Annotated in this window: 10 protein-coding genes; 6 read left to right on the top strand and 4 right to left on the bottom strand. The window is 54.0% G+C overall.

Going from position 1 to position 14241, the window contains the following annotated elements; translation table 11 throughout:
- Window positions 1-57 precede the first annotated feature (57 nt).
- The gene (locus tag AC2FH9_RS18425; protein WP_496872524.1) at window positions 58-1080 is read left to right on the top strand and encodes a hypothetical protein; all 1023 of its coding nucleotides are present in this window, start codon (window positions 58-60) and stop codon (window positions 1078-1080) included.
- 298 nt (window positions 1081-1378) lie between these two features.
- On the top strand, window positions 1379-3655 hold the full coding sequence (locus AC2FH9_RS18420; RefSeq protein ID WP_496872523.1) for a serine/threonine protein kinase: 2277 nt from the start codon (window positions 1379-1381) through the stop codon (window positions 3653-3655).
- A gap of 404 nt (window positions 3656-4059) precedes the next feature.
- Here the strand turns inward: AC2FH9_RS18420 and AC2FH9_RS18415 are convergent, their stop codons facing one another.
- The gene (locus AC2FH9_RS18415; protein ID WP_496872521.1) at window positions 4060-5154 is read right to left on the bottom strand and encodes a helix-turn-helix transcriptional regulator; all 1095 of its coding nucleotides are present in this window, start codon (window positions 5152-5154) and stop codon (window positions 4060-4062) included.
- A gap of 208 nt (window positions 5155-5362) precedes the next feature.
- On the opposite strand from AC2FH9_RS18415, the gene AC2FH9_RS18410 reads away from it, so the two are divergent.
- Window positions 5363-6313, top strand: coding sequence for an alpha/beta hydrolase family protein (locus AC2FH9_RS18410; protein ID WP_496750852.1), 951 nt, complete (start codon window positions 5363-5365; stop codon window positions 6311-6313).
- A gap of 73 nt (window positions 6314-6386) precedes the next feature.
- Here AC2FH9_RS18410 and AC2FH9_RS18405 read toward each other — a convergent pair whose 3' ends face one another.
- Both AC2FH9_RS18405 and AC2FH9_RS18400 read right to left on the bottom strand, forming a co-directional pair.
- A complete protein-coding gene (locus AC2FH9_RS18405) occupies window positions 6387-7715 on the bottom strand; it encodes an ankyrin repeat domain-containing protein (protein WP_496872518.1) in 1329 nt (442 codons plus the stop codon).
- Window positions 7716-8304: 589 nt separating this feature from the next.
- A complete protein-coding gene (locus AC2FH9_RS18400; RefSeq protein ID WP_496750855.1) occupies window positions 8305-9189 on the bottom strand; it encodes a LysR family transcriptional regulator in 885 nt (294 codons plus the stop codon).
- An 84-nt stretch (window positions 9190-9273) separates the two neighbouring features.
- Between AC2FH9_RS18400 and AC2FH9_RS18395 the strand changes: the two genes are divergently transcribed.
- The 3 genes from AC2FH9_RS18395 (at window position 9274) to AC2FH9_RS18385 (ending at window position 11539) form a co-directional block, all read left to right on the top strand.
- Window positions 9274-9756 carry a luciferase domain-containing protein gene (locus AC2FH9_RS18395; protein WP_496750857.1) on the top strand — a complete coding sequence of 161 codons (483 nt, stop codon included), beginning with the start codon at window positions 9274-9276 and terminating at the stop codon, window positions 9754-9756.
- A 31-nt stretch (window positions 9757-9787) separates the two neighbouring features.
- On the top strand, window positions 9788-10867 hold the full coding sequence (locus tag AC2FH9_RS18390) for an ABC transporter substrate-binding protein (protein WP_496872515.1): 1080 nt from the start codon (window positions 9788-9790) through the stop codon (window positions 10865-10867).
- Between the two features lie 69 nt (window positions 10868-10936).
- Window positions 10937-11539 (top strand): short chain dehydrogenase, encoded by a 603-nt coding sequence (locus AC2FH9_RS18385; protein WP_496872514.1) that lies wholly within the window; start codon window positions 10937-10939, stop codon window positions 11537-11539.
- 315 nt (window positions 11540-11854) lie between these two features.
- Here the strand turns inward: AC2FH9_RS18385 and AC2FH9_RS18380 are convergent, their stop codons facing one another.
- A complete protein-coding gene (locus AC2FH9_RS18380) occupies window positions 11855-14230 on the bottom strand; it encodes a thiamine pyrophosphate-binding protein (protein WP_496750864.1) in 2376 nt (791 codons plus the stop codon).
- Window positions 14231-14241: the final 11 nt, after the last annotated feature.

Raw genomic sequence — 14241 nt, 5'->3', positions numbered from 1 at the left:
GTCAGTGACCAAGACGATAATTCAATGGAGTAACGTCGTATGAGAATGCTCGCAGTATTGGCCAATGTTTTCCTACTGCAATTGTCAGGGGCGGCTGTCGCGCAGGAAGACCCATACAAAACCGCAGTAGACACCTGGCTCAATGGTAGCGAGGCCGAAGGCCTGCAAGGTTTGTCGGAAGCGGCCAGTCAGGGGAACACGTCGGCGCAAATGATCCTTGGTCAGATCGATCGCGATACTGTACCTGGAGGATTTTCCGATTACTTGATCAATCATCAGGCACGAGACCAGCTTCTTCGTGCACCGGATCCCGATAAGGGAACCGTAAACTGGTTGCTTGCTCTGAGCAATCCTGCCCTACAAAAACACGGCGAGGCCATCTTTGGATATCGGGTTGGTCGTCAGCCAATCAGCAATGCGATAGCACTGCAAACTCATGGTGAGATTGAAGGCGCCGAGTATGTATTGTGGAATACACTGAATAACGGCCGCTTTGATCTGATCAATTCCATGCCGTCAGAAAACTACGGCCTGTCCGAAGCCGGTTTTCTCAAGTGGATCGAAGCTTATATGGCGCGGGAAAACAAGGCGATCACGATGCGGGCCTTTGTGGAAGAATCCAATCCCAAACGTGTTTCGGGGTTGTTGGGTCTCAAACGACTGGCACGGCTGTTGAACCTCAATCAGCATTTTTCCGACGAAGCCAACCAGTTCACGACAGTGATGCTGGGCCGGGGCTCGGACTTACCTGAAAGTGTCGATTTGGTTCGCTTGAACGAAAGCATTTCCCGCATCAGTGAAACCGATAAATACTTGAACATCGTAAAACGCTACTGCGACTCATGCGAAGGTGAAACAGTAGACTACGATTGCGTGGTTCAGGCTCTGGAAATCATAGGTGGCTACAAGACGCTGATGTCCATCCGCACCCCAGTTGAGGGGTCAATTGACCAGGCTACATTCATGAATTCTAATCGTTCGGTCGAAATCTTCGCGCAGTTGGTAAACAACATGCGCCGCCACTACTCTCGTGGCATTCGATCGTCTTGCATTGCCGCTAATCTGAAAGCCAAGATCTAACATATAGCTAAAACAAGGTTTGATTGAGATTATCACATGTTTGAAGGCGTCGTGAACCTTTGCAAAATAGCTTAACCGTTCAATGGTTCCGGTTCCGATAAAGCAAAAGTAAAACGTTTGTATGTACTGACTTCCTACGCTGACCAACTTGGATCGAACAGTGTGCATACTGGAAATCACGAAACAAACGGACTCGCGTAAAGAGTGTGTATAACTGAGAAACGTTTTGTGATTGGAAATTGAATAATTCCTGATGTGCAAGGGACGATAACGGACGGGACGAGGCATGGGCAACGTAATGAAACTAGTAACGACTGGTGATGAAGATACGGGTCAGATGATCGGAGCCTCTTCCGCAGATGATCTCCCTGCCGGCGCCCGGTTGTTGCATGGTCAGTACAAAATTGACCACTACCTGAACAGCGGCGGCTTCGGCATTACCTATCTGGCCAATGACAGTCTCAACCGCAAGGTGGTCATCAAAGAGTGTTTTCCAGCCATGTTCGCGCGCCGACAGAATCTGCTGGTGAAGGCTCGTGTGCAAAAACACAAAGAAGATCTTCGCCAGATTGTGCGGCACTTCATCAACGAAGCCCAGCGCCTGGCAACTATGGATCACCCCAATATCGTTGGTGTGCACCAAGTCTTTGAGGACAACGACACCGCCTATATGGCACTGGACTTCGTTGAAGGCCCGGACCTTTTGGACGCAATCGACGACGCTGAAACCCAGCTGGACGAAGCCGATGTCATGTCGATCCTGCGGCAGATTCTGGATGCGGTCGCATTTATGCACAAGCAAGGGATGTTGCATCGGGACATATCGCCTGACAACATTCTGGTCGGACCCAACAAGATACCTGTATTGATTGATTTTGGTGCTGCGCGCGAGCAAAATAGGAAAACAAACCGTGTTTTGTCTGCCTTACGCGCAGTCAAGGATGGCTATTCCCCACAGGAATTTTATGTCACTGACGGCGTGCAAGGGCCGTTTAGCGACCTCTATTCCTTGGCGGCAACATTCTATCATGTGATCACCGGAGAGCGCGCGCCAGACAGCCAGACTCGGGTCTCTGCGATTGCCGAGCAAAAGCCCGATCCATGCAAACCTTTGCAGGGGCGCTTTGATAAGTATGATGACGTCTTTCTCGAAGCGCTCGACAAGGCTATGTCGGCGATGCCAAAGGATCGCTTTCAAACCGCTGATGAGTGGCTCGAGGTGATAGATCACTTGACCGAACCGACCGCCGTTGAACAGGATGTTAGAGTTGCGGTCTCTTCATCCGGCGGAATCAACCGTGTCGCAATAACCGGCGGGCTGCTGGCATTTGGAGTTGTAGGTGCCGTAGTCGGCGTGCTGGCCATCGGAGCATTTTCACCATCCTCCGAGCCACAAGCAACGCAAGAGGACGTTTTGGCTGCCGAAGCTGAAGCCCGCGCCCAAGCTGAGATCGAAGCAGCGGCGACGGCAGAAGCAATCGCAGATGCCACCGCACGGGTCGCAGAAGCCGAGGCACGATTGGCCCAAGCCGAAGCCCGCGCGCAGGCAGAGACCATAGCGCGTGCTGAGGCCGAAGCCGCAGCTCAGGCAGCGGCTCAGGCCGAAGCCGAAGCCCGCGCCAAAGCGGCAACCGAATCGGAAGCTCGTGCACAGGCTGAGGCCGAAGCGGCTGCTCAGGCGGCGGCCCAAGCCGAAGCCGAAGCACGTGCCAAAGCCGCTGTCGAGGCAGAAGCACGCGCGCAAGCCGAGGTTGAAGCGGCCGCCAAAGCCGCGGCAGAGGCAGAAGCTCGCGCGCAGGCCGAAGTCGAAGCGGCAGCCAAAGCCGCAGCAGAAGCGCAAGCCCGAGCACAGGCTGAAATCGAAGCAGTCGCAATGGCGATGGCTGAGGCAGAATCGCGCGCGCAGGCTAACGATGAAGTTGCTGCTAAAGTGAGCACTGGCGATACAGATCAGGCGAATGTCGAAGCTGATACTACCACTCAAATCGTTCAGGATTTAGGGCCGACTTCAGTGAAGTCTGAATGGAAGGTTCTTTTGCCTTTTGTAGCGTCGGCGGATAGTCCCGATACTGTGGAATACGTCGCTAGCGAGGCCCCGGTTTGGGTTCACGCGGGGCTGCGTATTGACTCTGTCAATGGGATTGAAATCAATGATCTGAACTCCATCGCTGCCGTTCTACTTCAATCTGGGGCTACTCCTTCGCAAGAGGGAACCATGGATGTGACCATCGGGCTTTCAAACCCAAGAGACGGTGTAGAAGTGCGGGACGTTTCACTGGGTGTCGTACAAGACACGACCTTGTCGAATGGCGTCGTTTTTCAAACTCAATATGCAGAGAATGGAAAATGGGTTACGAGCGTGGTTCATGTCCCAGAAGATGTAGGCCCAGGCACAACTCTGAAACCGAACGACCAGCTGACAGCATATTTTCCGACAGATGAAAATATCGATGGGCAAGATACGATTGCCGATCTTCTGCGTGCAGGTTTGAATGACGGCCAGACTGACTTCAAGTTCACGGTCAGAAGAGGCACTTCTTTGTGGCTGGCGGACTTGCACTACGTGGGCAAGTAATAGAGAGATCATGGCTGAACGCAGTGTGCGAGTTGACCACGCCACATTGAATAGGTGGGTTGTGAAAAAGCATAACACTGGTTCTAGTCTTTCGAAAAGTTTGCGACACAACTGTCTGGGCGTGCGTAACAGACAAAGATAACGAAACCGGTATGTTTCATTTCACCGTATATGGTGAGAGTGAGCCAAAGTTCTCTGAACAAGTCGGTGTTCTGAGCAGCGGAATGCTTACCAGCCTTGCAATGAGCAAGCTATGCGGTTCCATTCGCGATTGGCGCGAAGTCCTAGCCTGTTGTCGGCACATTCATTCACTGAGATTGTGACTTTGCTAACGCAGCATGAAGGCTGCGCCACGGACGCGGCTTCGAGCCGAGACTACTGTCATTCGATTTGTGACCAAGTATTTACGCCGAGTGTGAATGCTTGGAATTTTGCGGATTATGGTCGTCGAATTGTGGTTTCTCTTTTGAATTTCGAAGTGCGCGGTACTCGATAGGCGATCGTCCGTAGACCCGTTGGAATGCACGATAGAAGTTGGAGCGTGCCAAAAACCCTGATTGAGTAGCGATGTTGGCAACGCTTTCATTAGTTTCTGCAAGCAACCGGGCCGCATGCGTCAAACGGAACTCGTTCACGTATTGCGACATGTTGGTTCCTTGAGTTCTGTTGACAGCAGACGACACAGTGCGGGCCGGAAGGCTTAAGCGCTTGGCAAGTCGTTGGACAGTTATGTTGGGGTCCAAAAAAAGCTGTTGTTCATCCATCAATGCCTGCAGTCGTTCTACGACTTTCGCATCTTCAGTATTGGCTACTGGCGCTGCGTATAACACCGCGTTGGCTTTGGAAAACATCACTGGGAGCGCGATTGACGTCGCAAGAAGAAGAAAGATCAACGGAACAGTTCCGTAAGAAATCAGCATTGAGGCATTGGCGCCCTTGTTGAATGCAAAGTCGATTGCGATCGCGCTATCCAAAACCAGTACAAAGACGAGAAATCCAATGCCGCGTAAAAGCCAGTTGGAAAGCGACTGAGTGACATCGACCCGTGCTTGACTCAGTGCGTCGGGCCCCTTCCGCCAAAGTAAGAAGAGAGCGACGCAATAATACGAATAGCTGGCACTGATTACCCAATCCATACTTCTCAAGTCGCTGGCCAAGAGCAGATACAACCCAATCAAAATGAAAGGCGCACCTAGGTGCATCATGACGATCTTGGCGACGTCGTGCCTTTCGACAGCCATCGATGCAAAGCTCAGATACAGGAGCGGTCCGAGGAACAAGGGCAAACTGCGTTGCAGCGGGATCAACTCCTCGACTCCATAGCCAAATCGCAGGCCGACCAACAGGGATGAGAAGGCGCCCAACCCAAAGAAGGCTGAAAACAACATGTTGGCCAGACGAAAGCCCAGATCCAGCCGCCAAGCCAGCATGGTAAGCACACCGCAAAGAAACGCTGTCGCCAGCGGCAGGGGGAAACTGATCAACCCGGGGCTGTCCATTTGTCCTCTTTCTATCGAGACCTGTCCTCAATCAGGATCAAGGACAGGTATAGGCAGTGCAAAGCATTGTTTCAAATAAACCTACGGCTCAGCTTTGACTTATCTTGAATGATGATCGGAGCTTTCGATGAGACAATCTTCTCACCTTCTTGCAGGATTCTTAGCTATGTTCGCTGCCACGGCATTTGCTCAGCCCTATCGGGCTGCAATGACAGAACTGAAAGTCGCCGACGTTGAGGGAGAACGCGATCTGTCTGGATTTATTTGGTATCCAACAGATGCAACTGGACCAGAGACTTACGACTTCGAAAGTGAAGTGTGGGTGGGGACAAAAGTCGTGAAAGATGCTGCGCCAGTGACCAGCCGGTTCCCACTTGTTGTCTTATCTCATGGTATGTTTGGCAACGCTTACAATCAGGCGTGGCTTGCCGGTGCGTTGGCACGACACGGTTACATTGTGGCCGCCATCAGCCATCCTGGTACATCAACCTGGTCTCGCGACCCCGAGCTGACTCGGCAATTATGGGAGCGGCCAAAGGACATTTCCCGTGTCATTGACCATGCAACCGGTTCGTCTGATTTTGCGAGGTATGTCGATACAGACAGAATCTATATGGCGGGACACTCACTGGGTGGCTTTACGGCTGTTGCCCTTGCCGGCGCGCGGTACGACGCGGCTGGGTTAAATCTGTTTTGCGACACTCAGCCAAACGAACTGGCTTGTGGCATCCTTTCGGGTTGGAAAATCGCGCAAACACCTGAAGATCGCGCTCAGATGGAAGCTGACCTGTCTGATGCTCGGATCAAGGCATTTGCAGTTTTTGATCTTGGCGGAACACAGAGCTTTTCCGAAGCGAGCCTTCGGAAAATTGACCGACCGATGTTGGTCCTTGGGGCGCCGATCATGAATTCTGGTCTGACCCTCGACATTGAATCCCGTGCCCTGATTGCCGCGCTACCCACGCAGAATGCACGCTATATCGAGCCCGAGACGCTATCGCATTTTGACTTCCTGGGTCGCTGCAAGCCCGGAGGCTACGAACTGCTCGCAAGAGAAGAACCGGGAGACGAAATCATCTGCTCAAATGGCGGCACAGCACGTGCTGCCAAGCATGAGATGATCATCGACGCTGTTACGGATTTCTTTTCGAATTCATAACCGTGCGGAGGCGGAATGGTATGGTGAATCCTGCCTTCCGCCTTCGCCTCCTGTCATGATCGCATAAACCAGTTTAGGCGACACCACCGTCGACAACTTGCTCGGGATATAGCTCCGCCCAATCTGACAAAAACTCGGCTACGGCATCTTGGCTTGCCAGTTCTATGGCACGGCGCGGAAGAGCGACGCCTTCCCGCAATGCTAGACTCAGGCACCGAGTATAGTCGCGGTCTAAACGCTGCGGGCAGTTCTCCGACCCATGAATAACTGTAGACAGAAGTGTTCCTCCATAGCCGTTCACATGTGTCAGGTCTGGCTTTAACGACAGAAGGTACTCCATGACGTCTGGCAAGCCCTCCCATCCGGCAACCTGCACCGGTGTCAATCCTTCGGTATCTGGACGGTCATATTCAACTCCTACGGCGACCAGTCGTCGAACGTGATCCAGTTTTCCCGGGATGTGCAATATCATTCGAATGATATTGCGGTAAGCGTCAGGTATCTTGTCTGGGTCAAGGTTGCATGGCGGCTGAACGCCATCGGCAACGGCACTCAATGTAGTTTCGATTTCACTCAAGGTCGTATCTGCGCCGCGCTCTTCGAGCATCCTCGCCAAACTGACATTTCCAAATACCCGCGCATAAGCATAGGGCGTAGTGTTTTCAAAGGGCCGATTCAGATCGGCTCCATTTTCAAGAAGAAGCTCGACCATATCTGGCGTGGCCATCCTTCGCGCCGCCTGGTGTAGCGCAGGGACGACCCACGGTGCCTCGCCGCCAACATGCGTCCCGTCAAATTCATCTACTTTAGCCCCGTGGTCGAGAAGCATCTGAACCGCCGTTGTGTCATGGAAGTCCATCGCGCGCAGCAATGCGTTTGTCCCCTTCGGGTCGGCGCCATGATCCAGAAGCAGTTGCAATCCCTTATGATGACCCAGCTCGGTTGAGTGATAAAGGCTCTCGCCGTCGTTCGGATTTGCGCCGTTCTCCAACAGCCATTGCCCAAGAACCATATTGTCCGAATGGCCTATGGCGAAGTAGAGCGGTGATAGCTTGTAGTCGTTGCCATGGAAGACCGGCGCACCAAGATCAACATCAGCACCGGATTCCAAAAGGGCATTTGCGATATCAAGCATGTCATTGGCCAGCCCGGATGCGCGATGAATCCACTTGGACCGGGCGAGGATCGTCAAAGGCGGCGCCAGATCGCCAATAAGCTGGGTCGCCAGTTTCGGCGTTTGGTTGAGAAATTCCAACACATCCGACTTGCGATAAAGGGCCAGACACAGCCCGAAATCTCCGTCAGCCAGATCGGGCGCGTCAGCCAGAAGTTGATCAACAGCCGTAAAATGACCCTGAGCGAGAGCCAGTTTCAGGCGCTGCCGTTTGGCGGCTCTGTCCATGCCTAGTAGTTCGGCTGCGAACTTTAAGGCAGGCCAGGTCGGAAAACTGTTCTCGCACGCAATTACGTGCAAATAGTCCGAGTGCCTGAGTGCTGTTGCCTCCGGTCGAGGTGGATAGTTTGCGATGCGTTGACGGGCGCGTAATTCGCCTGCTTCATAGTCTTTGCGAAGTGCTTTGGCATCGCGGCGCAATTGGTCCAGGGATTTTGTCATCGGTGTCCTCACTTTTGGCTCGATGGTCCGCTGAATCCGAGCATGAGACATACCGAAATAAGGCTGTCGTATTGTTGATAGAGATGCCGATGACAGCTTTCCGCGGACCTGGAGGCTTTCCCTAGAAGCATTCTTATCATAACCATCCGAAGCAGCACCCGCAAGATCGGCTTGAGTGGATGACACTGATGCGAATGACCGCAAAACGAAGGCCGCGGCGCAGCGACTGACCAGATCGTCGATGTCGGCTCTGGGCCGTAAGATAGGTCGTGGAATCTGGGCAGGGGCTTACGCTGCGCCTGCTCCGAGGTCTGTAACGAGCCCAAAGTTGCAAATGCTGCTCAATACACAAATGTCGGTTCAGCGGATCTTGCGTTTAGCAAATACCCGACAACACCTCTCGAATTCTTACGGTCGCAAACTCGAAGAAAGCGTGAACTCGGGCGCTCCTGCGGATATCAGGATGAGCCAGCATCCAGAGGTTGGAATCAAACTTTTCCTCAGGATCGTGGACGCGAACAAGATCAGGGTAAGCTTCGCCCAAATAGCATGGCAGTGCTCCAAATCCGAGGCCGCCGCGAACCAGATCGAAGACACCCATCAGAGAACTGGATACAGTTACCGGCGCTCCCTCGGTTTTGTGCCGCAAGGTGATCTGGCTCATCGGCGATTGGTTGAGACTGTCATTCAGCCTGATCCAACGGTGCTCGTTTGCAGGCTGATCTCGCATTGCATCGAGGTAATTTTTGCGCGCATAAACAGCATAGGCGAGATGGGTCAGATCGCGACCGATCCAGTGTTCCGGCGGGGCGCCTGTCGGGCGCAGTGCAATATCTGCGTCACGCTGCATCAGATCGAGAGGGCGCGTGCCAGATAAGAGCCGCAATTCTATGTCTGGATATTTCCGTTGAAACTCTGAAAACACCGGGGTCAGACAGTGGAGCAGTGAATCCGTTGTCGTCACCGTCAACGCGCCTGCCAATCGCAGGTCCTGGCCACCCAACTCCCGTTCGATACTGTTCATACCATCGCGCAGCTGAAGCCCGTTTCGGAAGAAATGTTCCCCAGCCGCTGTCATGACGTAACCGTGACTCAAACGTTCAAACAGGGTGACACCTAACCGGGCTTCAACTCCTTCAATCCTGCGAAAGACGGTCGAATGGTTGACCCCCAACTGGCGCGCGGCTCCAGACAGGCTACCAGCCTCGCAGACAGCAAGTACAAAAGGGATGTCGCTCCACTCCAGTTTCTGTGCATTCATGCAAGCTCTCCTTGTCTAAACTGTGAATTATTTTGCGCATTGTAACAAGCTATCTGTTGTTCAAGCGAACAATGGAGACACGAGATGCATACTTCCCTGAACCTGCCTGAGCGTGTTGGTCCCAAGCCGGAATCCACACATGGCCTGCCGCATGCCCAGGTCACCCAACACGGTCCTGACGACATCGTTGACCAGATGCGCGACTGGGCGTTTTCCCTGGCAGGTGTTGATGAGGCGCACAGCCTTGTGTCGGTTCCCGGCGCTCGCGCGATGGTCATGCATGACGGCGCTGTCTGCAATCATGATGCCTTCATGATCGGGCTCGAGATCGCCCACATTCACCCCAAACCCGACAATGGCAGCATGCATGTGCAACTGCCCCAAGCTGCCGCGCTGGAAGTAGTCAAGAAAGGTTGGGGTGAACATCACACTCTGGTCGATCTGGGCCGCCGTCCCGTTGGGCTGGTCATGGTCTATTCGCCACGTGACGAGACCGAACTTGCCATCATCAAATCCATCCTTGGCCGGTCCTACCAGTATGCCACCGGCAAAGAAGTCGCAGCATAACCACCCATCCATCTATCGAAAGGATATCCTTATGAAGCATGTGCTCATGAGTGCTGTTGTAGGATTGCTTTTTGCAAGCCCTGCGCTTGCAACAGAGATTGAAACCAAGTCGCTTGACGAGCTTTATGCCGAAGCCGTTGCCGAAGGCGGCGAGCTCGTCATCCGGGCGGGAGGCGATAAGGACGATCAGGCCGATTACTATCTGAATATGTTCAAAGAACGTTTTCCAAAGGTCAATGTCACACACAGCGTTGATCTGAGCTTTTATCATGCATCGCGTTACGACAACGCCCGCAATGATGCGGACAAGTCTGAAGTGCCAGACATCATCCAACTGCAAACGCTGCATGACTACGACTATTATGCTGAGCGCGGGTTGCTGGAGCGATACAAACCCAGGAACTGGGAGAAGGTTTACCCGGACTACAAGGACCCGCACGGAAACTGGGTTGGTCTGTTCGGCGTGGCCTTCACCAATGTGTTCAACTCCAGCTTGATCAATGAAGATGACGCTCCGCGCGATGCGCTGGACTATCTGGACCCGGCGTTAAAAGGCAAAGTCATCCTGACCTACCCGCACACCGATGACGCCGTTCTGTACCAGTTCTGGAACCTGAAAGAGAAATACGGTTGGGAGTATCTGGAAAAACTCGTAGCGACCGAGCCGGTCTGGGTGCGCGGCACGTCAATGCCATATGTCGCGATTGACAAAGGCTGGTATGGCGCAAGTTTCACAACATCCTGGGCATTTGTGCCATTTGAAGGCAGCGACACCCGCCTCGTGCTGCCCGAAGAAGATTATTTCCTAACTTGGTTCCAGACTGCGGCCATCCCGACCGATGCCAAGAACAAGGCGGCTGCCAAGCTCTACCTGAACTGGATGCTCTCGGAGGAATTCCAGGGCAAGTGGCTGCAGTTCCCAGTGCGCATGGATGTTGAATCGCCCGATGGCTACAAATCTCACCTGCATTACAACACCTCACCTGCAGACTTCCACCGGTTCATGCTGAAGCGCGATCAGGTCGAGCGTTTCCGCCTGCAGATCGAACAGCTCGTCGGTCCGGCTGAAGGCCCAGCCCCTCTAGAACTGGACTACAGCGTCAAACCTTAACCCCGCTCACGGCTTCGCGTTGCGACTAAAACGCGGCAACGCGAGGCCCTTCACTATCGGAGAATACCCATGAAAATCCTTATCGTAGGCGCAACCGGCCTCATCGGCGGTGCAGTCGCAAAAGCTCTGTCTGCAAACCATGAAATCATCAGCGCCGGATACAGCGACGGCGATGTGAAAGTCGATCTCGGTTCTAAAAAGTCCATTGAGGCGATGTTCAAGGATATCAGCACCGTTGACGCCGTGATCAGCACCGCTGGGCTTGCCGGTTTTGCGCCCTTCAACGAGCTGGACGACACGGCTTACGATCTTGCGCTTGGCAACAAGCTGATGGGCCAGATCAACCTTGTCCGCGTTGGACAGAGACATATCAGCGATGGTGGATCGTTCACGCTTACTGCTGGCATACTGTCACGAGAACCGTTGCCGGGCTCGGTGGTGATCAGCATCGCCAATGGCGCGCTGGAATCCTTCGCCAAGGCTGCAGCACTCGAACTTGATCGCGACCTGCGGATAAACACCGTCAGCCCTGTCTTCGTCAAAGAAACGATGGAGATGATGGGTATGGATTCAAGCACGGGCTTATCGGCGGCAGACACTGCAAAGGCCTACGTTGCTGCCATCGAAGGCAATATGAACGGCGAAACGTTGGATGCGGCTGATTACGTATAACGCTATGAGCTAAGCAAACTTGCTTGGAATACAAACCTGCCGTTCGGACCGCGAGGCCGAATGGCAGAATTGTCCTGCATTGCGTAAATTCAGCCCCTGATCCTTGCTGCACTCTGTACGAATGGCGGCTTTTCCCGCTGCCCGACAGCACCATACTTTACGCTACCGCAGCATTTCCCACACCGCGAGCGCACGCAGCATGAAAACCGGACTCACAAAATGGGCTGTTACCACCAGTTGAAGCGCTCCGCAGAGAGTGGCGACAGGAGAGCCCATAGATACAGACGCAGCAACTTGAACCAATGTCTGCTGTTGCTATGCTATAGCCACAATCGGAGGGATTTTACGACCATGGGACAATTCGCCAGCTGATTGGATCAACGCGTTGGCGTCAATGCGGAAATGACGGTACAAATCCGCAATAGACCCGGTCTGGCCGAAATGCTCCACACCGTGCGGAATCGTTTTGTGGCCATGAACGGCACCCAACCAGGACAACGTTGCCGGGTGTCCGTCGATAACTGTGATCAATGCGCAGTCGCGCGGCACATCTGCCAGCAGCGTTTCGATATGTGCCTCAGCGCCCCGAATGCCATTTGTGCGCGCCCGTTGCGCTGCAGTCCAGCCGGCGTTCAACCGGTCGGCAGAGGTCACTGCCAGAACGCCAACATCCCGCCGCCCCTGGGCGATATGGCCCGCTGCCCTGATGGCCTCCTGGGCAACCGCGCCCTGATAAGCAATGACAACTTCGCAGTTCGGTCCCGGTTTGCGTAGCCAATAGGCACCGTCGATGGCCCCCTGACGGAAATCGTCATCCACGCGTTTACCGGGCTGCTCAATCGGGTTGGTCGTCAGACGTAAATAGACCGAACCGCCGGTCTCGTCGCGCAACCACGTGCGTTCATCGGGATCTCCCTCGCCATCTTTTTGCATATAGGCAAAGGCCCATTCCATGATGACCGCCAATTCATCCGCAAAGGCGGGCTCAAATGCGGCCAACCCGTCTTGCGACATGCCAATCAGCGGCGAAGCGATTGATTGATGCGCCCCGCCTTCCGGCGCCAAAGTGACGCCAGAGGGCGTGCCCACGATCATGAAACGGGCATCCTGATAACAGGCGTAATTCAACGCATCCAAGCCACGGGACACAAAAGGATCATAGACCGTTCCAATGGGAATAAGCCTTTTGCCAAAAACCGAGTGCGAAAGCCCTGCCGCCGCCAGAAGCAAAAACAGGTTCATTTCAGCAATGCCAAGTTCGATATGCTGACCATCTGGCGTAAACTCCCACTTCGCGGTGGAGGGAATATTTTCAGCCTTGAAAGTGTCGGATTGATGGGTGCGCGCAAACAGTTTCCTGCGATTGACCCAAGGGCCAAGATTGGTTGTACCGGTCACATCCGGAGAGGTCGTCACGATCCGCTCGGCCAGCGCGCTGTTGCCTTTGGACAGGTCATCCAGAATCTTGCCGAATGCCATTTGAGTCGAGATTTCACGACCCGGATCCAACTCAACTGAGGGGACGTCGATAACGTCATCTGAGTATCGGCGCGGCCCGCTGGCGAAGAAGGGCGTCTTTGCCAGCATTTTCTCAAACGCTGCCGGGTCTGCGATGGTGGCAAAGCGCTCCCATTCATCACCCTCAGTAACACCCATGAATTTCTTCCATTCGGCCATCTGAGTCTTGTTCATCAACCCACCATGGTTGTCCTTGTGGCCAGCAATCGGCGTCCCCCAGCCCTTGATCGTATAGGCAAGGAAACAGACCGGGCGGTCCTGATCTATTGCGGCGAAGGTATCTGCCATGGTGGTGACGCAGTTCCCACCCAGATTTTCCATCAGAGCGGCCAGTTGGTCATCGCTGCGCGCATCAAGCAACGCGCTTACGTCGCCTTGATCGCCGAGGGTTTCCATCAGTCGCTCGCGCCACACCGCGCCCCCCATGAAGGTCAGTGCCGAGTAGAGCTGGTTGGGGCACTGATCAATCCATTGACGCAGCTTCTCTCCTCCCGGCTCTTTAAACGCAGCGCGTTGCAAAGCGCCGTATTTGACCCGCACAACATCCCATCCGAAGGCGTCGAAGATTTGCTCAATCCGTTGGAACAGTCCTTCACGCACGACGCCGTCCAATGACTGGCGGTTATAATCAATGATCCACCAGCAATTACGCAGATCGTTCTTCCATCCCTCTTGCAGGGCCTCATAGATATTCCCTTCGTCCAGCTCAGCATCGCCAACCAATGCGATCATGCGCCCAAGCTTTTGCGTATCGCCCCAGGATTTGGCCTTTACATAATCCTGCACAAGTGACGCAAACGAGGTGATAGCAACGCCAAGGCCCACCGACCCGGTTGAAAAATCCACGTCATCGATATCTTTCGTGCGGGAAGGATAGCTTTGCGCGCCACCAAATCCGCGAAAGTTCTCCAAATTCTCACGGGTCTGGTTGCCCATCAGATACTGAATCGCGTGAAAGACCGGCGAGGCATGCGGTTTGACTGCTACGCGATCTTCCGGGCGCAGGGTCTGAAAATATAACGCGGTCATGATCGATACCATCGACGCCGAAGACGCCTGATGCCCGCCAACCTTGATCCCGTCAGCCTTGGGCCGAATGTGGTTCGCATGGTGGATCATCCAGTGGGACAGCCACAGCAGACGTTGTTCAATTGTCTTGAGATCAATGGACATGGTCAATTTCC

Source organism: Ruegeria sp. CDSC081 (genome assembly GCF_059610485.1).
This window is presented reverse-complemented; position numbering and strand designations above follow the sequence as displayed.